21 protein-coding genes are annotated in these 23,161 nt (G+C 60.3%); 14 read left to right on the forward strand and 7 right to left on the reverse strand.

Annotation, left to right across the window (positions count from 1 at the left end; translation table 11 throughout):
* Positions 1–38 precede the first annotated feature (38 nt).
* Genes ACUUL3_RS15140 through ACUUL3_RS15155 form a run of 4 tightly spaced genes read left to right on the forward strand, consistent with a single transcriptional unit; the run spans position 39 to position 3,801 of the window.
* Positions 39–812, forward strand: a complete 774-nt coding sequence (locus tag ACUUL3_RS15140) for a citrate synthase (RefSeq protein WP_448552754.1) — start codon at positions 39–41, stop codon at positions 810–812.
* Entirely contained in the window at positions 793–1,632 is an 840-nt protein-coding gene (locus ACUUL3_RS15145; protein WP_448552755.1) for a hypothetical protein, read from the forward strand. The genes ACUUL3_RS15140 and ACUUL3_RS15145 overlap by 20 nt, the downstream gene beginning before the upstream one ends.
* A gap of 24 nt (positions 1,633–1,656) precedes the next feature.
* Positions 1,657–3,072: a condensation domain-containing protein gene (locus ACUUL3_RS15150; RefSeq protein WP_448552757.1), complete on the forward strand. Its 1,416-nt coding sequence runs from the start codon at positions 1,657–1,659 to the stop codon at positions 3,070–3,072.
* Positions 3,073–3,081: 9 nt separating this feature from the next.
* Positions 3,082–3,801, forward strand: a complete 720-nt coding sequence (locus ACUUL3_RS15155; RefSeq protein WP_448552759.1) for an SDR family NAD(P)-dependent oxidoreductase — start codon at positions 3,082–3,084, stop codon at positions 3,799–3,801.
* Here the strand turns inward: ACUUL3_RS15155 and ACUUL3_RS15160 are convergent, their stop codons facing one another.
* Positions 3,802–4,923, reverse strand: coding sequence for a sulfotransferase family protein (locus tag ACUUL3_RS15160; RefSeq protein ID WP_448552761.1), 1,122 nt, complete (start codon positions 4,921–4,923; stop codon positions 3,802–3,804).
* A 165-nt stretch (positions 4,924–5,088) separates the two neighbouring features.
* Here ACUUL3_RS15160 and ACUUL3_RS15165 point away from each other — a divergent pair, with 165 nt between their 5' ends.
* The 3 genes from ACUUL3_RS15165 to ACUUL3_RS15175 all read left to right on the forward strand — a co-directional run bounded on the left by ACUUL3_RS15165 (position 5,089) and on the right by ACUUL3_RS15175 (position 10,930).
* On the forward strand, positions 5,089–6,804 hold the full coding sequence (locus ACUUL3_RS15165) for a thiamine pyrophosphate-binding protein (RefSeq protein ID WP_448552763.1): 1,716 nt from the start codon (positions 5,089–5,091) through the stop codon (positions 6,802–6,804).
* Positions 6,805–7,012: 208 nt separating this feature from the next.
* Complete coding sequence (locus ACUUL3_RS15170) at positions 7,013–8,785, forward strand: ATP-binding protein (RefSeq protein WP_448552765.1); 1,773 nt, start codon at positions 7,013–7,015, stop codon at positions 8,783–8,785.
* Between the two features lie 66 nt (positions 8,786–8,851).
* The gene (locus ACUUL3_RS15175; protein WP_448552767.1) at positions 8,852–10,930 is read left to right on the forward strand and encodes a response regulator; all 2,079 of its coding nucleotides are present in this window, start codon (positions 8,852–8,854) and stop codon (positions 10,928–10,930) included.
* Between the two features lie 63 nt (positions 10,931–10,993).
* Here the strand turns inward: ACUUL3_RS15175 and ACUUL3_RS15180 are convergent, their stop codons facing one another.
* Complete coding sequence (locus ACUUL3_RS15180; protein WP_448552769.1) at positions 10,994–11,563, reverse strand: chemotaxis protein CheW; 570 nt, start codon at positions 11,561–11,563, stop codon at positions 10,994–10,996.
* A gap of 237 nt (positions 11,564–11,800) precedes the next feature.
* On the opposite strand from ACUUL3_RS15180, the gene ACUUL3_RS15185 reads away from it, so the two are divergent.
* A complete protein-coding gene (locus ACUUL3_RS15185; protein WP_448552771.1) occupies positions 11,801–12,094 on the forward strand; it encodes a hypothetical protein in 294 nt (97 codons plus the stop codon).
* A gap of 29 nt (positions 12,095–12,123) precedes the next feature.
* Here ACUUL3_RS15185 and ACUUL3_RS15190 read toward each other — a convergent pair whose 3' ends face one another.
* Positions 12,124–12,801, reverse strand: a complete 678-nt coding sequence (locus ACUUL3_RS15190) for a response regulator (protein WP_448552772.1) — start codon at positions 12,799–12,801, stop codon at positions 12,124–12,126.
* Between the two features lie 356 nt (positions 12,802–13,157).
* Between ACUUL3_RS15190 and ACUUL3_RS15195 the strand changes: the two genes are divergently transcribed.
* Positions 13,158–13,727, forward strand: a complete 570-nt coding sequence (locus ACUUL3_RS15195) for a manganese efflux pump MntP (RefSeq protein WP_448552774.1) — start codon at positions 13,158–13,160, stop codon at positions 13,725–13,727.
* A gap of 113 nt (positions 13,728–13,840) precedes the next feature.
* Positions 13,841–14,239, forward strand: a complete 399-nt coding sequence (locus tag ACUUL3_RS15200) for a hypothetical protein (RefSeq protein WP_448552776.1) — start codon at positions 13,841–13,843, stop codon at positions 14,237–14,239.
* Between the two features lie 88 nt (positions 14,240–14,327).
* Here the strand turns inward: ACUUL3_RS15200 and ACUUL3_RS15205 are convergent, their stop codons facing one another.
* Together ACUUL3_RS15205 and ACUUL3_RS15210 are read right to left on the reverse strand one after the other, a co-directional pair.
* The gene (locus ACUUL3_RS15205) at positions 14,328–14,624 is read right to left on the reverse strand and encodes a hypothetical protein (RefSeq protein ID WP_448552778.1); all 297 of its coding nucleotides are present in this window, start codon (positions 14,622–14,624) and stop codon (positions 14,328–14,330) included.
* The gene (locus tag ACUUL3_RS15210) at positions 14,614–14,910 is read right to left on the reverse strand and encodes an AbrB/MazE/SpoVT family DNA-binding domain-containing protein (protein WP_448552780.1); all 297 of its coding nucleotides are present in this window, start codon (positions 14,908–14,910) and stop codon (positions 14,614–14,616) included. Before ACUUL3_RS15210 ends, ACUUL3_RS15205 begins: the two co-directional genes overlap by 11 nt.
* 389 nt (positions 14,911–15,299) lie before the next feature.
* On the opposite strand from ACUUL3_RS15210, the gene thiC reads away from it, so the two are divergent.
* Genes thiC through ACUUL3_RS15225 form a run of 3 tightly spaced genes read left to right on the forward strand, consistent with a single transcriptional unit; the run spans position 15,300 to position 17,626 of the window.
* Positions 15,300–16,598, forward strand: a complete 1,299-nt coding sequence (gene thiC, locus ACUUL3_RS15215; RefSeq protein ID WP_448552782.1) for a phosphomethylpyrimidine synthase ThiC — start codon at positions 15,300–15,302, stop codon at positions 16,596–16,598.
* A 24-nt stretch (positions 16,599–16,622) separates the two neighbouring features.
* The gene (locus ACUUL3_RS15220) at positions 16,623–16,955 is read left to right on the forward strand and encodes a hypothetical protein (protein ID WP_448552784.1); all 333 of its coding nucleotides are present in this window, start codon (positions 16,623–16,625) and stop codon (positions 16,953–16,955) included.
* Positions 16,956–16,981: 26 nt separating this feature from the next.
* The gene (locus ACUUL3_RS15225; protein ID WP_448552786.1) at positions 16,982–17,626 is read left to right on the forward strand and encodes an endonuclease III domain-containing protein; all 645 of its coding nucleotides are present in this window, start codon (positions 16,982–16,984) and stop codon (positions 17,624–17,626) included.
* Here the strand turns inward: ACUUL3_RS15225 and ACUUL3_RS15230 are convergent.
* Both ACUUL3_RS15230 and rnr read right to left on the reverse strand, forming a co-directional pair.
* The gene (locus ACUUL3_RS15230; protein WP_448552787.1) at positions 17,604–18,416 is read right to left on the reverse strand and encodes an RNA methyltransferase; all 813 of its coding nucleotides are present in this window, start codon (positions 18,414–18,416) and stop codon (positions 17,604–17,606) included. The two genes, ACUUL3_RS15225 and ACUUL3_RS15230, sit on opposite strands and share 23 nt — an antisense overlap.
* Positions 18,413–20,581 (reverse strand): ribonuclease R, encoded by a 2,169-nt coding sequence (gene rnr / locus ACUUL3_RS15235; RefSeq protein ID WP_448552789.1) that lies wholly within the window; start codon positions 20,579–20,581, stop codon positions 18,413–18,415. The genes ACUUL3_RS15230 and rnr overlap by 4 nt, the downstream gene beginning before the upstream one ends.
* A 425-nt stretch (positions 20,582–21,006) precedes the next feature.
* On the opposite strand from rnr, the gene ACUUL3_RS15240 reads away from it, so the two are divergent.
* Positions 21,007–23,121, forward strand: a complete 2,115-nt coding sequence (locus tag ACUUL3_RS15240) for an HD domain-containing protein (RefSeq protein ID WP_448552791.1) — start codon at positions 21,007–21,009, stop codon at positions 23,119–23,121.
* Positions 23,122–23,161: the final 40 nt, after the last annotated feature.

Raw genomic sequence — 23,161 nt, forward strand, 5'->3', positions numbered from 1 at the left:
ACATGCCAGGCAAAGCGCAAAGAGTGAGGAAGCGGGATGTGGATTTTTGTCACCGAACCGTGACCAGGATCTGGCAGGAGGTTCCTTCGGCGGAAAATCCATACCTGGCGGAACAGTGCCGTTGCCATGGCTACGATGTACTGGAGCTGGCGCAAAAAAGGAGCTTTGTTGAAGTCGTTTTTCTTCTCTTTCTTGGCGAGTTGCCCACCCCGCAGCAGGCCAGGCTGCTTTCGATCCTCTTCATCGCCATGATCAACCCCGGGCCGCGCCATCCGGCCACGCGGGCGGTCATGAACGCTGCGGTGAGCAAGACCAATCCCCAACATCTGCTGCCCATCGGTCTTTCCGTGTTGGGGGGGGCGCATCTGGGAGGCGCCGAGGTGCTGGCCTCCATGCGCTTTATAGATGCCAACCTGAAATATTTGCCCGCGGAAGTGGCGGAGAAACGTCTTGCCGCGCCACGTCCTCACCAGGGAGACTTTCATCCCGCCCCCGGGTTTGGCAGCCGTTTTGGCGGCATCGAGCCAATGCCCGGACAGACGGCGGATTTACTTGGCAGTGGCGAGGCCATGACCTGGGGGGCGGCGTTTGTGGAGGCGTTGCTTCCCCATGGGCTGGGCTGGTTGTGGCCAGGGGTTGCCGCCGCCTGCTTGCATGACTTGGGCTTTTCTCCGTGGGCCGGGGCCGGACTGTTTCAATTGGCCTGCGCGCCGGGTCTTCTGGCCCATGGGCTGGAACTTGCCGACAAGCCCATCACCGCCATGCCGTTCCTTGATGAGGAGCACTATGTCCTTGCGGCAAAAACGAAATAAGATCGATACTTCCTTCTGGGATGAGCGTCGTGGCGTAATCCGAAGCAGAATCGGCGGCATGGTCATTGGAGAGGCGGTCTACAGTCACGGCTATGACATCATGGAGGAACTGGTCGGCAAGGTCAGTTATTTTCAGATGCTGGTTCTCAATGTAACCGGGCGGTTACCGGAAAGGCGTCTGGCCGACTGGCTGGAAGCCCTTTTTATCTGTCTCAGTTATCCTGATTCCCGCATCTGGTGCAATCAGGTGGGCAGTTTGGCCGGCACGGTTCAGGCTTCTCCCGTGGCTGCCGCCAGCGGAGGAATCTTGGCTTCAGATTCACGTTTGTATGGGCCAGGCGCGATCCTGGCCGCGTTTTCTTTTATGAGTGAAGCATTGAAGAAGAAACAACAGGGCGTTGCGGTTGAAGAGATTGTCAAATCCCATCCTAAACGGCGAAGCGACGGTGTTCCTGTCATCCCGGGCTATGCGAGGCCGGTTGCCCGGGGCGACGAGCGAATTCCCGGCATGGCATCGGTTGGCGAGCATCTCGGTCTTTCCGGAGGCGAACACCTCGCCCTGGCCTCTGAGATCGACGCCGTGCTTACCTCGGAATATGGGGAGACCATGAACTTGCTCGGTTATGCAACGGCGTTTTTGCTGGATCAGGGAATTACGGATCTGGAGGCAAACCGTCTGCTTGGTTGCTGGGTCAGCTCGGGGGTCCAGGCGTGTTACGCCGAGGCGGCTGATCAGCCGCCGGAATCGTTTTTCCCGCTGCGATGCCAGGACATAGACTACCAGGGTAAAGCGGCCCGCCCAGTTCCAGGAGAGGAGTAGGATATTCCTGGGAGTCTTCCACCCATGGTTGAGCGTAAAAAAATCGGGAAATTCGTGAGGACAAGATTGCTCACCCCTCCATCCTCTTTCGACGCCGTCAAAAGTGATGACGGTGTCTCCTGCGCCGATGGTGTCTGTGATCTGCAAATCCACGGTGTCGTCACCTGCCAGGGCCATCTCGATCATGCTCTGTTGAACCGGGCAATGCGGCTGAGCTTTGATGCCGAGCCTGTTCTCGGGTCGCGTTTCGTTGCCGGCGGGTGGCGCCAATTCTGGCAACGCCGCGAAGATCTTGACCATCTGGAGTTTTGCTCTCTGGCGCACACCGACAATCCGGAAGAGGATATCGCCAGCTATCTCGCAATGCCTTTGGATCTGAGGAACGCCCCCCTGATCCAGGTCAGGATATTTCGTTCGCAAAATGATACCTTGTGCCTCAAGGCAAATCATATTGTCACCGATGCCGGGGGGGTAAAGGAATACCTCAGACTTCTCAGCGATATTTATCGAGCGCTCATGCTGAATCCCGAATACAGGCCGTCGGTAAACCTGTCGGGGAGGCGCTCCCATGCACAGATTTTCGAACGTCTGTCAATGCCGGATTACCTGCGCGTTTTCCTGCGCAGCGTGCAGATCTGGCGAGATGAAGTTTATCCGCCCCGGAGCTGGTCATTTCCCTGCCAGGGCAGAGATCTCTCCCGGCGGATATTTTTATTCCACCGGCTACCGCCGGAAGTGTATGAGAGGATCAAAGCCTATTCCGGCGAGCGCCACTGCACGGTCAATGACATCATGACCGCCGCATTTTTTCGCGCTTTTTACCAACTGCTCCGGCCCCCCCGGCACAAAGCGCTTCGTCTCGGGATAACGGTGGATCTTCGCCGTTATCTCCCGGAAAAGCGCGCCGAGGCCATTGCCAATTTTGCCTCCCTTTTTTTACTGAACATCGGCGGGGAGATCGGCGACACTTTTGAGGAAACCGTGCTGTTGGTGCAAAACAGGATGGACCGGCATAAAAAGAATTGCATCGGTCTTGAGCTCACCAAAACATCGCTTTTCGCCCTCCGCTGGTTTCCTTTTTCCTGGCGGCGCCGGCTGGTCGGGTTGATGGGGCGGCTGAGCCATCTGCTGGGACCGAAAGTGCCGCCGCCCTGGCTGACAAACATGGGGGTTCTCAGAAAAGAAGACCTGTTGTTCGGCCATGTTGACGTGATGGATGCGATCCTGACGGCACCGCTTGCCTTTCCTCCTTTTTTTGCTGTCGGATTGAGCGGATTTCAGAACACCATCACCATGAGCGCGGGCGTTTGTCCCAATTCGGTGGACCCTGGCGAGGTAAAAAAACTCTTTGCCCTTGTCGAGGAATATCTGCGCGGGCTGCGCGTTGCCGTGGACAGCTGCGGGAGCAAGGCCGACCATGCGCCAAACAGGAGGGCATAGGCGAGGGAAATGCAAAAAAACGTTCTCATCACCGGCGGAAACTCTGGGATCGGTTTTGCCGCGGCAAAATTGTTCAAAGACAAAGGGTATGCCGTTACGATTACGGGGCGTGACTCTGAACGGCTAAAAAGGGCTGCAAGCCGCTTGGGCGCCGATGCTCTCATTGCGGACCTGGGCAAGCCGGGGGACCTGGCGAGGGCCGCGGAAATCTTTTTGGCGGAAGGTCTGGATGTGCTGGTCAACAATGGCGCCATCGCCAAATTCCAGGCCCTCGACGCGTTCAGCGCGGCCGACTTCGACGAAATGTTTCACGTCAATGTCCGGGGCCCGCTCCTGCTGATGCAGGCCCTGTTGCCGGCCCTGGAAAAAAGAGGGGGGGGAGTTGTCAATGTCTCTTCGGTCATTGTCGAAAAGGCGGCGCCCAATACCTTCCTGTACGCGGCGAGCAAGGGGGCGGTGGACGCTTTTACCCGCAGCCTTGCCAAAGAACTTGCGCCCCGGAAAATCCGGGTGAATGGTGTGGCGCCAGGCGCCATCGACACGCCGATCTTCAGCAAGACAGGCCTGGGCGCGGAGGCCTTGCAGGCCATGAGAAAGAAGCAGGAAAACCACATTCCCCTGGGCCGTTACGGGCAGCCAGAGGAAGTGGCCCGAGTCATTGTGGCCATGGCGGAGGCCACCTATGTGACCGGGGCCATCTGGCGGGTTGACGGCGGGGTGACGATCTGACTACTCCGCTTTCTTTTCCATGCCGTACCGCGCAAAGACAAAGGCAAATTCCCGGGAGATGCGTTCCCGGCTCAGGCCGAACTCCGCCAGCGCCTTCACCTTGTGCTTGCGCTGGTAGGCCCCCTGTTTTTCGGCCCGCTCCCGTATCGCCCGCCGCAATCCTTCGCTCTCAGGGAGGGCCGTGAATTCCATGATCCGGGCGAAGGCGGCGTTCAGGTCGTCGCGCAGGAGGTCGTAGGGCAGGAGCATGACCCGGTCCGACGGCAGTTGGCCATGGGTATCCAGCTCGTAAAAATAGCGATAGAGGTCCACCATGCCCTGGAAGCGGTGTTCGTTGTAACGTTGCAGCAGCTCCGGCCGGATCCGTTCGATGCCCCAACGGAATTCGATGCTGTTGTGCAGCAGGGAGAGAAAGGACGGCACCACATGGTGGGGGTTGCGCATGATGAAGATGAATCGGGCGTCCGGGTAGAACTCCAGCATGGTCTTGAGGCGGAAGGTGGAGAAGTGGGTCTGGGCGATGATCCGGCTTTTCCCGGTATGGTAAAGGTGGCGCCGGAAACAGCCGTCCAGGAAGCGCATGGAGCTGAGCCGCGCCTCTCTCGGCTGGCGGTCGTGGTATTGCAGCTCCGGGTATGTCCGCTCGCCAAAGGAGAGCATGCCGATGCTGATGAAGTTGGTATCGTAGTTGTGCAGGAAGAGCATCTCCTCTTCCTCGGTCTTGTCCAGCGCCATGCGGTGGCCGGTCCATTCCGGCATCACCTCGGTTTTGCCTTTTTTGATCAGCGCCCTTACCAGGGGCCGGAACAGGGCGCGGGCGGTGAGGGCCGGGAAGAAGAGGTGCCAGGTGTGGAAGGGAGCGGCCTCTTCGTGCCGGCTCAGCAGATGGTGGAGAAAGGTGGTGCCGCTCCTGGGGTGGCCGATGATGAAGATGGGGTTTTGCACCTTGACCTTGCGAAAACCCGGGAAGAAAAGGTGGTCCAGGGCCAGGGTCAGGGCCGTGAGGATTTTCAGCAGGGGCTCGACCAGCAGCCAGTTGAGAAAAACAGGGCCGAATCCGTATACACGCCAGGTGATAAGGAGGATTCGCAGATAGGTTTTCAGCATGAACATGAAGCGCATTTGTCATTCCTCAAGACAAGAGTGGACAGCTCTTTTATTACGGTCCGTTACCGCATGGTATTTCCATACTGGAAGATATAGGGAAGCCGCAAGAGGTATTGCGGCTTTTGTTTCGCGCGTTGAGGCGGCGAGCTGGCCGCGCAAATCCATCCTGGGGGGAGAAGTATGAACACCGCAGAGTTGATGATCGATCTGTTGGGGCAGATCGGGGTTGAGTATATTTTTGGCGTGCCGGGAGGGGCCATTGAGGATCTGAATACCGCGATCCATCATAACCGGAAGGGAGTCAAGCCCATCGTCACCAAGCACGAGGCAGGCGCCGCCTTCATGGCGGACGGATATGCCCGGGTTTCCCGGCGGCTCGGCGTCTGCTGTTCCACGGCCGGGCCGGGAGCCTCGAACCTGATCACCGGTTTGGCTTCTTCCCATGCCGATCATATTCCGGTTCTGGCGCTCACCGGCCAGGTGGCCACCTCGGTGTTCGGCAAGGGCGCCATCCAGGAGTCGGGTTCCGAGGGGGTGAACATAACCAATATTTTTCGGAATTTCACTAAGTACAGCGGCATGCTGATCACGGAAAACCGTGCGCAGTACATGCTGCAGAAGGCGGTGCGGCTCGCCATGAGCGGCCCCTCCGGCCCGACCCATCTCAATCTGCCCACCGACCTGATGAAACGTGAGGTGGGCAAGCAGCAGCTCTGTTCGCTCAAGGTGGAGGTCCGGCTCTTTGATGAGGAAAGCGTCAAGCGGGCGGCCGAGTATCTGGTGGCGGCGCATCGGCCGGTGGTGATCGCCGGTTGGGGAGTGGTGCTCTCCCGGGCCGCCAATGAGTTGCTTGAGCTTGCCCAGCTCCTGCAGGTGCCGGTGGCCACTTCCCCCAAGGCCAAGGGGGTCTTTCCGGAATCGCATCCGCTGTCGCTTGGGGTTCTGGGCTTTGCCGGCAATCCCCTGGCCAAGGAGTACATCATCGATGAGGAGGTGGACGTGGTGCTCGGGGTGGGCACCAGTTTTTCCGAGATGATGACCAGTGGCTGGGATGACCGCATCCACCCCACCGAGCATCTGATCCATATCGATATCAATCCGGAGAAGATCGGCAGGAACTACTGCGCATCGGTGGGGCTGGTGGGAGATGCCAGGATGAACCTCAAGGAGCTGTGCAAGGCGATCGTGGAAGAACGTTCGCGGCAGTATTCCTCCATCCATGGCAACGCGGTGATGGATGGCCTCGCGGCCCTGCGGCGGAAGCATCGGGACGTTGCCGAAACCAGCTTTGTGAGCCGGGAACATCTGTATCATCCGCAGAAGCTGGTGCTCGATATCGAGCGCGCCTTCCCGGCGGACACCGTCTATTTTGCCGACATCGGCACCTCCATGGCCTGGGCAATCCGGCATATGACCATCGACAGGCCATACAGTTTTTATGTTTCTCTGGGCTTCGGCTCCATGGGCTATGCGGTGGCGGCGCCGGTGGGCGCCAAGCTGGCGGTGCCGGAGCGACCGGTGGTGGCCATGGTCGGGGACGGCTCTTTCCTGATGAACGGCTTTGAGGTTGCCACCGCGGTGGATCATGATATTCCCGTGATCTGGGTGGTCTTTAACAATGCCATGCTGGGCATGGTCCACCATGGCCGGCGGCTTTTTAAAACCCCGATCCCGGACGGTCTGCCGCCCCGGTTCAAGCGGGTGGATTTCGTCCGGGTAGCCGAGGGCCTGGGTGCCCGGGGTGTCCGTCTGGACGGGAGCAATCCGCTCACCCCCGAGCTGGCCCGCGATATTCTCGCGGAGAAACGGCCCACCGTACTGGATGTCTGGATCGACGAGGAGGTTGTTCCGCCGATCCATAGCCGGATCGCCACCGTGGACAAGCATTTCGGCTGAAATATCATATGGCCGCCTGGCTGTTTTTCGTCACTTTCCGCTTGCCCTTTCATTTCCGGCGCGGCTAAGCTGGGAGGGTCGGATTGAGAAATAGATGTTTTTGGCCGCCTGGCCGACACGCGGAGGGGGCGGGGACCCGGAGGGTAATTTTCCCTGGCGGTTGAGCCTTGCCCGGCAAAACGATTTTTTGAATTCAGGCAACGGAACCATGCGGAAGCGACCGACAATCAGCGTGTATCTGCTGGGCATGAACATGATCCTGCTTTGCGTGCTCTTTCCGGCCTTCAGCTATTTCATCCTCCGGGAAACCGTTCAGCTTCGCGACATTCAACTCGAGCGCAATATCAATATGATCCGGCAGGGCCTGGTCATCCGCAGCGCCTCCCTGGTCCGGAGTACGGCCATGAGCGCGCGGGAGGCCGTGGCCGGTTTTGATTTCACCTTTTTGCAGAATCTGGTTGCCGAGGTGGTCCGGGATGATCCGGAAATCCTTTACTGTCTGATCATGGACCGGTCGCGAACCGTTGTCGCGCACAACGACGCCAATCAGGTCGGCAGCCGCCTCGCCGGCAAACGGGACGCCCGGGCCGCCCTGCTGATGGAAAAAGCCTTCCCCGTCCAGAGGCCGGACGGGAAAATTCCGGTGGAATATTTATGGCCGGAGATGGAAGAGGCCGGCAACCACTCCATCATGGAGGCGGTTTTTCCCGTTTACAGCGGAGAAACGCTCTGGGGGATGATCCGTTGCGGCTACTCGCTGGCGCCTCTGGAAAAGGAAATCGTCAGCGCCAGGACGGAATGGGCCGCGCAGATGCGGCAGACGACCAGATATTTCGGGTATATCCTCTCTTTTTTCCTCCTTGCCGGTCTGGGCGGGGGCATCCTTCTGAGCCGTTCCTTCGTGCGGGCGACGAGAGCGCTTCATGCCGGGGTGCGGCAGGTCGCCGCCGGGGAGCTTGACCGGGAAATAGCCTTGCAGGGCATGGTATGCGAGGAATTCTCCGGTCTGGCTTTCTCGTTTAACAGCATGACCGAAAAATTGCGCCTCATGCGGCAGCAGCTCGACGGCTACGCCAAGTCCCTGGAGGTAAAGGTGGCGGAGAGAACCAGGGAGCTTGAGGTGGCGCAGGATATCATGGTGCGGCAGGCGCATGAGGCGGGCATGGCCGAAATGGCCGTCGGCGTCCTGCATAACATCGGCAACGCCATCACCCCCGCCCAGGTGGGGGCCGCGACGCTGTGCAGTCATCTGGCCCAAAGCCCCCTGCGTTTCAGGTTGGCGGAATCCCTGGCGCCGCTGCGCGATCTCCTTGAGGGAACGCGGGTGCTCAGCGAGGAGGAAAGGGAGCACTGCCTCAACATCATCCGCTACCTGCCCGCCGGGGTTGCCGAGGAACTCGACCGCATCGTGGGCGAGCTGCGGTCGATCATGGGGAAACATCGGCACATAGAAAACATTATCCGGCTGCAGATGCGCTATGCGCGGCTCATGGACAACCCTGATCTGCTGGACATCAACAGGCTCGTGAAGGACGCCTTGAAAATCCTGGCCGACGACATCGGCAAGCGGCATGTCACCGTGGTGATGCGTCTGGGGGAGGTGCCGCCGGTGAGGGCGGAGGAGGCGAAACTGCTCCAGGTCCTGGTGAATCTGATCAAAAACGGGTATGAAGCCATGGACGGCTGCGTCGGGAAAGCGCGGGAGCTTGCCATCACCACAACGGTCCGGGACGCCGACGGAAAGCGGCAGGTTCTTTTTTCCGTCAAGGATACCGGCTGCGGATTTTCCGAGGAGGAAAAGAAGCGGTTTTCCACCTTTGGCTATTCCACCAAGGAGCGGGGCAGCGGCTTCGGTTTGCATTCCTGTGCCAACTACATGATTGCCAACAACGGCTTCATCGAGGCGGAAAGCGAAGGACCTGACAAAGGAGCGCGTTTCAGCGCAGTGTTGCCTGCCGCGGCTTCGCCGGGGCAGGATTAAGGAGTAGAGCCGGGGCCGGGGGCCGGACGGCGGAAAACGGAGCGGAGCAGGGCAATGACACGGAACATGACGCAGCAACATCTGCGGATTCTGGTAATCGACGATGACCGGGATGTCTGGAAGGCATACCGGTTGGTTTTAACGCCGGAAACAGAGTCTTCCGGCGCTTCCGCCGAGAAGATCAGCCGGCTTCTTTCTCCGGGGAGCGAAGACGATCCGGCGGCGGCGAATTTTTTTCTTTCCTTTGCGGCGCAGGGACAGGAAGGCTTCGCCATGGTCGAGGAGGCGGTGCGCAAGAACGAACCCTTTGCCCTGGCCTTCGTCGATGTCCGGATGCCGCCCGGCTGGGACGGAATGGAGACGGCAAGAAGAATCCGCGCCCAGGACCCGGAGATCGAGCTGGTCATTGTCACGGCCTATTCCGATCATAGTATTGAGGAGATTGTCCGGGCGGTGGGGTCGTCGGAAAAACTGCTTTTTCTGCGCAAGCCCTTCGACCCCGACGAACTCCGGCAGCTCGCCCTTTCGCTCACGGCCAAATGGTATCTCTCCCGGCTGGCCGAACAGCAGCGCAGGGAGTTGCTCGCCTCGGAACATCGCTTCCGTTCCCTGGTGGAAACCACCAGCGATTTTGTCTGGGAGGTTGACCGCGAAGGCCGCTTTTCCTACTGCTCCCCGGTGAGCCGCGATCTGTACGGCTATGCCCCGGAAGAACTCCTGGGCAGGCATTTTTATGAAGTGCTGGCCGCCCCGGAAAACAAGGAGTCGCTCCGCCGCCTTTTTGCCGAGTGCGTTTCCGCCGGCAGCCGTTGCCAGGCCCTGGAGCGGCCCTTTCTCACCAGGGATGGGGCGAGGATCATCGTCGAGTCGAGCGGAGCGCCGGTTTTCGACGGCAGCGGCCAGGTCTGCGGCTATCGCGGCATCGACCGGGATATCACGGCCCGCAAGGCCAACGAGGAGGAGCGGCAACGTCTGGAAGACCGGTACCGGCAGGCCCAGAAGCTGGAAGCGCTGGGCACCCTGGCCGGCGGCATCGCCCATGACCTGAATAATATCCTGACCCCGATCATCGCCTATGCCGAGCTGGGCAAGATGCAGACCGAGAACAATCATGATCTGCACGGCAAGTTCGAGACCATCGAACACTGCAGCCAGCGGGCGGCGGAGCTGATCCGGCGCATTCTTTCCTTTGCCCGGAAACAGAAAATCGAGGTGCGGCCCCTTGATCTGCGGCAGTCGATTCAGGAATTCACCAAGATGCTGCGCAGGCTTATTCGCGAGGATATCACCCTCTCCACCGTGCTTCCGGAAAAATTGTGGACCGTCCTGGCGGATCGCAGCCAGATGGAGCAGGTGCTCGTCAATCTGGTGGTCAACGCCAGGGACGCCATGGAGGATGGCGGCGAGATCGTGATCAGTGCGGAAAACAGAAGTGTCGCGGCGAAGACGCTCTACGATGTGGATTTACGGGAGATTTGCGGTGATTTTGTCGTGCTCGCGGTCTGCGATCAGGGCTGCGGCATTGAGCCCAAAAAAATGGCCATGGTCTTTGATCCCTTTTTTACCACCAAGGAGGTGGGCAAGGGTACCGGGCTCGGGCTGGCCACGGTGCATGGCATTGTCGTCCAGCACGGCGGCCATATCCTTGTGGAATCCGAGGTGGGCAAAGGCAGCAGTTTCAAGATTTTTCTGCCGAAGAGCGAGGATGCCGTCGCGGCGGAAAGGGGTGCGCCCGCCTCCCCCAAACTTCAGAAGGGAACGGAAAGCATTCTCCTGGTGGAGGATGACGCCGAAGTGCTGCTGGTTCTCTCCGCAACCCTGGAAGACGTCGGCTACAGGGTGCTGCCGGCGGTGAACGGGCAGGCGGCTCTGGAGATTTTTGCCGAGCAGGGCCAGGACATCGATCTGCTCGTGACCGATCTGATCATGCCGGGCCTGGGAGGCAAGGCCTTGAGCGGGATGATCCGGGCGCGGCGGCCCGGGCTGCCGGTTCTCTATATGACCGGCTACGCCTTTGATGTGGCCACCTCGGCCCTGGAGGAGGAGCGGGGCTCCATTCTGCTGCAAAAGCCGTTTTCCCTTGATCATCTTACCAGGGTGGTGCGGGAGCTGCTCGATTCCTCCCGACAGGCGGCGATGGCATGAGAAGGGGGTCTGGAGCGGATTGCCGCGGCGGTTTTTTCCGGACACGGCATTTCCGGCGTTTTTCTAAAAAGCGCCGCTGAGCGCCACGGCTTCTTCGCTGTGCATGAGGCGGTCGATATCGAGGAGCAGGGTGACGCCCTCGCTCAACTTGGCCATGCCGAGCAGACACTGGCTGTCGGCGGCGACGCCGAATTTTAGCGGCTCCTCCACCTCCTGCTCCCTGACGTTTGCCACCTCGGACACCGAATCGACGATGATCCCCACCAGACGGGAGCCGTCCGCCCCGGAGAGCTCCACGACGATGATACAGGTGCGCGCGTCGTAAGCGACGCTTTCCATGCCGAACTTGCCGCGCATGTCCATGACCGGGATCACCTTGCCCCGCAGATTGATGACCCCTCTGTAGAAGAGCGGCATGTTGGGCAGTTCGTGGATTGCCATCAGGCCGATGATTTCCCGGACCTTGAGGATGCCGAGGCCGTAACGCTCCCTGCCCAGGTTGAAAATGAGGTATTTTCCTTCCCGGCTTGCCAGGTGCTGCCCAGCTTCCCGGTCGATTTCCCGCGCCTCCGTCCTGCGCATGGTGCCGGCGTCTTCTCCAGGGAGATTTTTCAATTGCGGATCAAGCGCCATGGTGCCACCTCCTGCTCACACTATAGAGGAAGAATGCTCTTTGGACAAGGAAGGAGAAATTGCCAATAAATTCTGTGGAATTGGGCTATTAGCATAAGAGCGGCACAGCAATGCGTCGCCGGATTGCACCGGTTCTGGACGAGCCAGGCAATTCGTGGGTGGCCAAGGGCTTCTTTGGCCTGTTCCGGAGAGCGGAGAGCCTTTGGCGGCCGGCGCCGAGCCGGAAGGAGGGGAGGGATGGGTTGTTGTCGCAGCCGGCCGCCGCGCGGCCGGCCGGAAAGAAGGGCGATCCTGTCGCGGAAAATGATCGGGCCGGTACGCTGGCTGGCCCTGCTGAATCTGCTTGGCAACAGCGCCTTTGTTCTGAGCCGTTTTCGGCAGCTTTCCGCCATTCTCCTTTTTGCCTGCGCCATTCATCTGCTCCTGATCTGGAGCCTGCTGGCGGAATGTCGGCGGAGTAGCGCCGCGCATCTGGCCCGGGAAAAAGGGGAGAGGGCGGCGAAAAACAGGGGCGGCGGCCGCCCGGACTGAAACAGGGGCGGCCGCCCGGCGAAAGGCTGTTAGCCTGCCTTCACCAGGCCGGTGCGGATGGCGAATTTGACCAGTTCCGCGGTGGAATGCATGTTGAGCTTGTTCATGATCCGTTCCCGGTGCCGGGAAATGGTTTTGGGACTTAAATTGAGAATTTCCCCGATTCTCGGGGTGGTGTTGCCTTCCGCCACCAGCTCCAGGACTTCCCGTTCCCGCAGGGTCAGGACATCAAGGCCGGTCTTGTCTTCCCCGCCCGGGCTCCCCTGGCTCTGGCTGGCCAGCACCGTATAATCCTCCAGGAGCCAGCGGGCCAGGGCGGGCAGGAGATGGACATTGCCGGCCGCCACCGAGCGGATGGCGGCGACCAGCTCGTCCGCAGCGGCCTCCTTGGTGATATAGCCCTTGGCTCCTGCCTGCAGCATCTGGAAAAAATATTGCTTGTCTTCGTGGACGGTGAGGGCGAGCACGGCTGACTCCGGATTGGCTGCCGCCAGCTTTTTCGTGGCCTCAAAGCCGTCCATCAGGGGCATGCTGATATCCATCACCACCACGTCGGGTTTGAGCTGTGCGACTTTCGCCAGGGCCTCAATGCCGTTGCCGGCCTCTCCGACCACCTGAAAGTCGGGTTCTGTTTCAAGCAGGGATTTCAGGCCAGTCCTGACCATCTCGTGGTCGTCGACAAGCACGATTTTAATTTTTGCAGCCATTAAAAAAAACCTCTCTTCTTCCTTGTATCGTTATCCTGCCGTCGCCTTTTCCTCGGGCCGGCGGCAGGGACGCTGTCCGCGGCGTTTTCCGCCTGCGTTGGAGCCGCTTGCCTTGGGCAAGGGATCACGCTGCCATCGGTTTTGGGGGAAAGTGGTCAGCCTGGCCCGGCAACCCGTAGGTAATGATACCAAACCCGCGGCGGTTTATCCCCTATGTTTTTTGTCGCAGGGGCCATTTTCTCGCAGGTGCCGGCAAGGGGTTTTCCCTTGCCAGTCCGCGAAAAAGATGGTCAAGTGCCGCTGTTTTCTTCAATTCCCGATGAACAGGCAGCGCAACCATTTCCCTTTCGTCCCTTATGGAATTCACCACGATCCTCCTCATCGCTCTTGCCCTGGCGGTGGATGCCTTTGCCGTGGCGCTCGCCGCCGGGGTCAGCCTGTGCCAGGTAAATTTCCGGCAACTCTTCCGGCTGGCCTGGCATTTCGGCTTCTTCCAGGCGGGGATGAATGTTCTCGGCTGGTTTGGCGGGCTGACGGTGCGAACCCTCATCGAAAGCGTGGACCACTGGATCGCCTTCGCGCTGCTGGCCTTTGTCGGCATCAAGATGATCATCGAGGCGGTCCGGGAGGAAAAGGAGGAGGGCGAGGGGAGCGACCCGACCCGTGGCCGCATGCTGATCACCCTCTCCGTCGCCACCAGCATCGATTCCCTGGCCGTGGGCTTAAGTTTTGCCGTCCTCAAGATCAGCGTCTGGTTCCCGGCGTTGATCATCGGCATTGTCGCCTCTCTGCTTACCGCGGTCGGTCTCAGGCTGGGCTGCCTGCTCGGGGCGGCCTCCCGGCTCGGGGCGAGGGCGGAGATCGTCGGCGGCCTGGTTCTTCTTGCCATCGGCTTTAAAATTCTTCACGAACACGGGGTTTTCTGACCGCAATCATCGCTGCGGAACACCTCCGGCCGAATCGTGTTATCGATTTCAAGCCGCTGGGCAATGACAACGACACGAAGGTGCTGGCCGTCGCTTTCATCCTGAATTGCATCATGCGTCAGTTGAATCGCGCGCTGGCGATCAAGAACGGCATCCAGCCTTTGCAGATGGTCCTGTTCGTTGATGAGGCACACTTGCTGTTGCCGAAGGAAGGAAAGTCCGGCCTACTCGGCTCTTTGGCTCGACAAGGGCGTTCTTGGGGGTTTCCGGTTTGGCTGGCTTCGCAAGATGCGGATGCCTTCCTCACCAAGGGGGCGAACGCTACCGACTTCGCCGAGTGCGGCATTCACTTTTCTCCGCAGACGCTCTCTGAAAACGAACAGAAAAAAGTACTCGGCCAAACTTTGCATAAGACCTTGCAGCGAGGTGAAGCTGTCCTTCGGCTATCGGGCAAGCTGTACACTGGCACCGCGCGTCAACTCTGGAAAGACAATGGAATTTTGCAAGAGTAGTCTGCCCGGCCGCATTGGAGAGCAGAAGGGGACCTTGTTGGTTGACTAACTCGTTCCGTCTGCTGTTGTGGGAAAGGGGGCAATGCCATCACCGCCGGTAAGCCTTGTCGTGCTGGACGTGGAGGCTGACCAGCACCAGGGTAGGCCCTTGGCGTAAACAGGCAATTGCTCTGGTCGCGCTTCCGAGGCGCAGAGAGTAGAGCTGTTCGCCGGAAGCGGGTTCGATCATGCCATGCAGCTTCTCGAAATTGAGGCCGGGGTAGCTCCAGAGTTGCGGCAGGTCGAGGGAGTGAAGAAGCTGGAGCAGCTTGGCTGCAGCCTTGCGGATGGGCAACTCGGCGGCCATGACTGCCTCGTCGAAGGCGGGGCGGACCTCAATCCTCACCAGCCCACCTCTTGGCGATGGATTCCGCCTGGTCCGGGGTGTCAACCTCAACGGAAGGGCGCGGGTCGGCCAGGGAAGCGGCAATGGCCTCTTTGCTTTCGGTGGTCCACGCCCACATCTGGTGTTTTGGTATCGCTTCTACCGGGATCAGCATGATTCGGCCATCCTCCATAACCTCCAAATCGATAGCATCTCCTGGTTGGATGCCAAGGGAAGGGGGTAAGGTGATGCGGCGTCTGGCGTCTGCTTGTACCAACATGGCTGGTTTCTCCTCTTTTATTATCATATAATATAATACATGGTTTCATTCGGGGCAATACCCATTTACCCCTTTGTGGATTTGGTGTTGATTCGTTGAGGCAAATATCCGGCGCAGAGCGCCTGGCGTTGGTCTCCCGGTTCGGGGCGAGGGCGGAGATCGTCGGCGGCCTGGTTCTTCTTGCCATCGGCTTTAAAATTCTTCACGAACACGGGGTGTTATATCCGCCTCCTGCCAGTTTTCTTTTACATTGCATTCTGCCTGTGCCGCTGGTAAAATTTCCAGTTTTTAGGGAAGCTCTTCCTTGAGAGCAAAAGCAAAACGACTTGCGCACGAACAGAGGAATGCCTGCAAGGACATAACCAGCCGCCCGCGCTTTTTGCCGTCGGGCTGTCGCTTACCGGAGATGATTGCGAATGAGTATTCGAGAAGATGCCCTCAACAACACCATGACCCCCCTCTTTGCCGACTGTGCCGCCACGGAGGGCGTCACTCCGGAATTTCTCATGCAGGGCGTGGCCCGGGGCAACATCTGCATTCCGAAGAACAAGAATCATAACTTCGCAAAGATCATGGCCGTTGGCAAGGGGCTCTCCACCAAGGTCAACGCCAATATCGGCTCCTCCCGGGATTATCCGGAGGTGGAACAGGAACTGCAGAAGCTCTGCGTCTGCCTCAAGGCCGGCGCCGATACGGTGATGGATCTGTCCATGGGCGGCGAGCTCGACGCCATCCGTCGGGAAATCCTCAGGAACTGCCCGATCCCCCTGGGAACCGTGCCCATCTATCAGTCCATCGCCGAGGTTGTGGAAAAGCAGAAAAAAAAGATCGGCGAGGTTTCGGTTGACCAGATGTTCAAGGTCATCGAGCAGCAGGCCGAAGACGGGGTCGATTTCATGACCATCCATTGCGGCATCACCAGAAGCACCCTGGAGCGGGTCCGCAATCACCAGCGCCTCATGGGCGTGGTCAGCCGCGGCGGCTCATTCACCATTGAGTGGATGAGCTACAATGGCAAGGAAAATCCCATGTACGAACGGTTTGACGACCTCCTTGCCATCCTGAAGGAACATGAGGTGACCTTGAGCCTTGGCGACGGCATCCGGCCGGGCTGCCTGGCGGACGCCACCGACCGCGGGCAGGTGCAGGAACTCATCCATCTTGGCGAGCTGACCCAGCGGGCCTGGGAGGCCGGGGTGCAGGTGATGATCGAAGGGCCTGGCCACATGCCCCTCAACCAGATCGAAGCGAATATCCTTCTTCAGAAGCGCCTCTGCCACGACGCGCCCTTTTATGTGCTGGGGCCGCTGGTCACCGATATCGCCCCGGGCTACGATCATATCACCGGTGCCATCGGCGGAGCCATTGCCGGGGCGGCCGGCGCCGACTTTCTCTGTTATGTGACGCCGGCCGAACACCTCAAGCTGCCCAGCGCCGCGGACGTGCATGAGGGAATCATGGCCTCCCGCATCGCCGCCCATGCCGCGGATATCGCCAAGGGCTTGCCCGGGGCCATCGAAAAGGATCATGCCATGGCCGAGCGCCGCAACCGCCTGGACTGGAAAGGCCAGATCGAGCTGTCCATCGATCCGGACAAGGCAAGACGTTATCGGGAAGAGGGGAGTTCTTACAAGGGCGATGCCTGCAGCATGTGCGGCTCCTACTGCGCCATCAAGGTATACAAGCAGGCCACCGCGCCGGATCGGCTCAAGTAATCAGCAGGGGAGGGGAGTGCCGCCATGACCGAATTCATCGGGACGATCGTCGATTTTATCAACAACACCAATGTGCCCCAGCAGTTCCGCGAGGTGGACGCCCAGGGGCTTTTCACCAATGGCTGGTTCCTGGGCCCCTTTATCGCCTTTATCTGCTACAACCTCTACAAGCAGGCGAGCAACACCCTGGTGATGACCGGCCTGGCCCTTGGCCTCTGGCTCTTTACCGGCAGCCCCTACATGGAAGGGCTCATCGTCAAGGGCGAGCTCCAGCTCGATAAGGTTCTGCCGGTGGCCATTGTCTTTGTCGTTGCCATTGCCATTGCCGTTTACTTTCTCTTCATGCGCGGGGACTGAGGTTCCTGCCGGATTCCTCCGCTACCGTGGCCAACCGCATTTTTGAAATCCATGAGGCGCTCTTCGCCCATTTCGGCCCCCAGCACTGGTGGCCCGGGGATGATCCCTTCGAGGTGATGATCGGCGCGGTGCTCACCCAGAACACCAGCTGGCGCAATGTCAGCACCGCCATCGCCGCCCTCAAGGAAGAGCAGCTCCTGAGCTTTGCGGCCATGGAGGCCCTGCCGGTCGAGGCGCTTGCCTGGAAAATCAAATCTTCGGGGTATTACAATCAGAAAGCCAAACGGCTCAAAGGGTTGCTGGCCGCCATCCGGCAGGAAAGCGGCGACCTCGAAACCTTTTTTGCCGCCCCCCCCTACACGCTGAGGGAAAGGTTGCTGGCCATCAAGGGGATCGGTCCGGAAACCGCGGATTCCATCTGCCTCTATGCGGCGCAAAAGCCCTTCTTCGTGGTGGATGCCTATACCTACCGCATCCTTTTCCGGCACAGCCTCATCGCCGAAGATGCGGGCTACGAGGAGATCCAGGCGCTGTTCATGGACAACCTGCCGACGGATACCCAGCTTTTTAACGAGTACCACGCCCTCCTGGTCCGCCTCGGCAAGGAGTACTGCAAGAAATCGACGCCCCTCTGCGGGGGCTGCCCGCTCAATCACCTGCGCCAGGACTAACCTCCTTCCGGCCCGGGTTGGGGCCGCCGGCGTCCCGCCTGCTTTCCCGCCAGAGCAGCTGCCGGCAAAAGCCGCGGATGATACGGATCTCCTTTGACCTCAGGCCCAGGCGCCCCAGAAACTGACGGATGCTCTGCATCCAGTAGTCGTCTTCCCTGTTTTTCAGAAAACCCACGGCCAGAAGTACCTCTTCCACATGGGCATACATCGCCTCAAGCTCGCCCTTTGCCGCCTGTCTCGGCCTGGCGGCCAACTCGCCGGCGGCCAGCTCCTCAAGCAGGCTGTAGTGCAGTTCATGACAGAGAATGGCCACGGCCTGGGCCAGGTTCAGGGAAGAGAAGTCGGCGGTGGGGATGGTGGTCACCTGATTGCAGTACCTGAGATCCTCGCTGGCCAGGCCGCTGTCTTCCGGACCAAAGAGCAGGGCCACCCGGTTTTTCGCAAGCTGCGGTTTCACCTCCGCCATGATCTGGCGCGGGCTTTTGCAGGTGGAACGTTTCCGCCCCTGCCGGGCCGAGGTGCCGATCACCCAGGCGAAGGGGGCAAGGGCCTCGGAGAGATCGTCGTAGCGCTCGATGGCGTCGATGAGGTGCGCGGCGTTATGGGTGGCAAGCCTGAGCATTTTCTCCCGTTCCGGCATCTCCGGAGCCACCAGGATAAGCCCGCCGATCCCCATGTTCATGGCGGTGCGCGCCGCCGAGCCGACATTTTCGGCAAACTTGGGCCGTACCATGACGATGGCCGCATTGGCCATGAGCTTTTTCGCCGCTTCCGGCGCCTCCTGTCTCATGGCGCCTTGGGTTCCCGTTCCTGTTTGGCGATGATGCTGAAATTGATGCGCCGGCGCGGTACCTCGACACTGGTCAGCCGCACCTGCACCAGATCGCCGAGCTGGAAGATTTTGCCGCTTCTCTGGCCGAGCAGGCGATGGCGCCGCTCCTCAAGCTGGTAGTAATCATCCTTCATCTCGGTGATGGGCACGGCGCCGTTGACAAAGACATCGATCAGCTCGATGAAGAGCCCGAAGGAGGTAACTCCGGAGACAATGGCATTGAACGTTTCGCCGATCTTGTCCGCCATGAAGTGAACCTGCAGTCGCTCCACCATCTCCCGTTCGGCATCCACCGCCACCCGCTCCCGCTTGGAAAGAAAGGTGCCGGCCTCCTCGCTGGAGACGGAGGTGCTGCCGGCCGCCGGGGCTTTCGCCGGGCCGCGGCTGAGGCTGGCGGCCAGGGCCCGATGCACCATGAGGTCCGGGTAGCGACGGATCGGCGAGGTGAAGTGGGTGTAATGGGTGGCGGCCAGGCCGAAATGGCCGACATTGTTGGGAGAATAACGGGCCTGCTGCATGGTGCGCAGCAGGAGGTTGCTGATGATATACTCCTGGGGCTGGCCCGCGACCAGGGTCAGGACCCGGCCGAACCACTGGGGGGAGCCGCCGCCGTCATCGACCTTGAGCCCCATGCTCCGGGCAAACTCGGTGAATTCCGCGACTTTGAGGGTGTCCGGCGGCTCGTGGATCCGATAGAGGCTGTCGATCCTGCCGGCGGCCAGGGTTTCCGCCACCGCCTCGTTGGCGGCCAGCATGAATTCCTCGATAAGTTTGTGGGCCTGGTTGCGCTCTGAGCGGATGATGTTGTCGACGCTGTTCTCTTCGCCAAGCACCACAAAGGGCTCCGGGATTTCAAAGCCGATGCTCCCCCGCTTCAGCCGCCGTTTTTCGAGGAGCAGGGCGAGCTGACCCATGCGCTCCAGGTCCGTCACCATGTCGGCGTACCGCTCCCGCACCGCTTCCTCCCGGTCCGCCAGAATCTGCTTGACGATGGTGTAGGTGAGGCGATGGCGGCTCCGGATGATGCTCTTCATGAAGTGCTTGCCCACCCGCTCGCCGTCCTGGTCAAAATCAAGGACCGCGGTGAAGGTGTAGCGGTCCTGGTGGGGCACCAGGCTGCAGAGATCGTTGGAAAGGCGTTCCGGCAGCATGGGCACCACCCGGGTGGGGAAATAGACGCTGGTGCCGCGCTGGTAGGCATCCAGATCCACCGGACTGCCCGGCCGGACATAGTGGCTGACGTCGGCAATGGAGACATAGAGGCGAAAGCCGCCGTCCTTGCGCGTCTCGATGGCCACCGCGTCGTCAAAGTCGCGGGCCGTTTCGCCGTCGATGGTGACATGGGCCACATTCCGCAGATCGGTGCGGCCGGCGGCAAGCTCCACCGTGCCGTCCAGGGTCTCGACCTGCCGGTTCACCTGCGGGGGGAAGAGATGGGGCAGTTCGAATTTGCGGATGACCATTTCGGTCTGCACCTGTAGATTCCTGGGGTCGCCGAGCACCTCGAGGACGATGCCGTCCAGGTTGCGCTGACCCGCGGCAAAGGAGGTCACCTCGGCCAGGACGGCATCGCCGTTCTTAGCCCCTTTGCTGTCTTCCCTGCGGATGACCAGATTGTATGGAAAGCGGCTGTCCTCGGGAATCACCAGCCCCTTGACGCCGCCGGCCATGTAAGTGCCGACCAGGCGGGTGGTGGCCCGGCTCAGCACCTTGATCACCCGGCCTTCATGGCGGTCGCGCCGCCGGCTGACCAGCTGGATGAGCACCCTGTCCCCGTGCGCCGCGCCACCAAGCCAGCCGGGCGGGATGAAAACGTCCTGGCTGATGGCGAGTTCGGCCGGGGCATTCTCGACGGTGACGAAACCGAAGCCGCGGGGATTCACGGAGAGCGGCCCTTGCAGCAGTTCGGTGGTTTTGCGGAGGCTGTAGGTTTCCTGCCGGCAGGAGAGCAGTTTGCGCCGGCAGAGATCCTCAAGGGTTCCCAGCAGGGCGGACCGCTGATTCCTGGGCAGCTCCAGAGCCTGGAAAATATCCTTCAGGGCCAGGGGCATGGCCGCGCCGTGGAGCTGGGCGAGGATATCCCCCTCCAGGCGACTGGCGCCTTCCTGTCTGGTCGCGCGCATCTCCCGACCGGCCTCCGGGACACCTCTGCCCGGACCCGGCCTGCCTTTTTTCTGTCTGTGCACTACTCTTCTCCGTGTCAAGGGTGTGCTTCTCCTTTAGAGGGGGTTCCTGGGAAAGACCGCGAGCCCTGCCGGGAATGGGCTATTTTCTGGGCATAGAGAAAAATGATTGCATAAAAGCGCAGCATTGCCTTAACTTCACTGGAGAACCGGGAAAAGGCCCCCTGGGCCGTTCTCCTGGCCAGTCACTCTGATTGTACCTTAATTGCCGCGACTGAGCATCCATGATTTCCATCCCGTCCCTGCGAAAGCAAGATGGTCCCGCAAGGGAGGTGGCTGGTGAATGTTTGCAGGCAGAAGCAAGAGACGAGAGGCAGTGCCCTGATTCGCGGGGCATTGCGACGGAAAGAGAGAAACGCCGCCCCATGGCCGCAGCCAAAAAATTTAACATAGCCGCATACTGCCAGCATATGGAGCGGTTTCTCGGCGGCCAGGAAGGCCCGGCCAAGGTCTTCTGGGAGGCGCTCTCCTTTGCGGTCTCCGCCCATCAGGACCAGCGGCGGAAATCCGGCGAGGCTTATGTGAGCCACCCCCTGCAGGTGGCGCAGATCCTGGTGGAGGAGCTGGAGATCCGCGACCCGGAGCTGCTGGCGGCGGCGGTGCTCCACGACACCGTGGAGGATGTGCCCGAGGTGACCAGCGAGGTGATCGGCGGCATATTCGGCAAAAATATCGAAGTTTTTGTCGATGCCTGCACCAAGATCACCCATTTTTCCGGCGACAAGCAGACTTTTTACAAGCTGGTCCACCGCAAGCTCTTCTCCGGCGCGGCGGCGCATCTCGAGGTGATGCTGATCAAGCTGGCCGATCGGCTGCACAACCTGCGGACCATGGAGTCCATGCCCAAGCACAAGCGGCAGAAGATCGCCGAGGAAACCCTGGACATCTATGCGCCCCTGGCCCGGGTCATGGGGCTGTACGGCATGAAGCGCGAGCTTTACAATCTCGCCCTGATGTACAAGTTTCCCCGCCAGAGCCAGAAGGTGCTGGCGATGATCAACAAGCTCAAGGACAGCGAGGAGGTTCTCGCCATCAAGCGGAACCTTGAGGAAAAGATGAAGGAAGCGTGGATCACCCACGAAATCCGCATCAAGCCCAAGGGCCTCTGGGCCTACTATGACCCGGCCCAGAAAGTGCTGCACAAAGTCATCGACAACCCCCTGGAATTCATCATCGTCACCAACGATATCCAGACCTGTTACCGGATCCTGGGGGTCATCAACCAGAATTATCCGCCCATCCCCCGCACCATCCGCGATTTCATCGCCAACCCCAAGACCACCGGCTACCAGAGCCTGCACGTTCGCGCCAACATCAAGGGGCGCAACTACCTGTTCAAGATCCGCATCGCCGAGATGACCACCTCCTCGCGCACCGGCCTGGTGCGCGAGTGGTTCGTCCACAAGAAGGTGCCCAGCGGCTTCGAGGTGGAGCTGCGCGAGATGCTGGACATCCTGGGAACGGATGAGGATCTCTCCTACCGGGACATGATCGCGGCCAGCGGCAAGAAGTCGCTTTATACCTACACCCCCAAGGGCGATCCCATCGAGCTTCCCAAGAACAGCATCGTCCTGGATTTCGCCTTCAAGGTCCATACCGATGTGGGCAAGCGCTGCATCCGGGCCATTATCGGCAACCGCCAGGTGGAGCCGGATGCCGTTCTCGAGGATGGCGATCAGGTGCGGATTATCTCCCAGAAGGAGCCGGTCCATTTCCAGCCGGAAATCCAGCAGCGCTGCCAGACCCCCAAGGCCCGCGCGGAACTCTCCAAGCTTTTCCGGCTGCGGCGGGAGGCACTCTCCCACCGGATCGGCCAGTCCATCATCCGCCAGGAGCTGAAACGCTACGGCCTGCCCTACGACATCCTGGAAAAGGAGGGCATGGAAAGCATCATGATCTATTTCGGGGTGAAGGATCTGGATGCGCTGTTTCTGGCGGTGGGGGAAGGAAGGCTGCGCCTGCGCGAGCTTGTCTTCGAGATCAAAAACGGCCTCTATGTGGGTCGGGAAACCCTGCAGCCTCCCACCGGCAGCCTGAACCGCATCGAACTCACCGATCTTGATCCGGCCTGCATCAAGCTCTCCCGCTGCTGCAATCCGATCCCCTCGGAAAAGGGGCTCTACGGGCTGCTCAGCGAGCGGGGGCTCTCCATCCACCACAAGGAGTGCGCCACCATTCCGTCCCTGAAGATCCAGCGGGAAGACGTGGTGGAGGTGCGCTGGCGCCTCAAGGAGACCCGGGTGAGCAAGCAGCAGACCATTCTCATTCTGGAGGCGCCCTCCCGCAACCGGGTGCTGATGATGCTCGGGGTGGCGCCCGAGGAGATGAAGATCGCCGAGATCGACCGCCTCTCGCCCCAGGAGTCGCGGACCTCGGCCTGGCAGATTTCCTTCCGGGTGGACACCCTGCAGGGGCTCAAGAACATCCTCGGCCACATCGCCAAGACCGGCATGGCCTTCGAGTTCGGCCTGGAGCTGTAGGGAGCTTTCGGCCTCCCATGGTCAGAGGTCGGGATGCTTG

The sequence above is a fragment of the Thiovibrio sp. JS02 genome, from assembly GCF_053485635.1.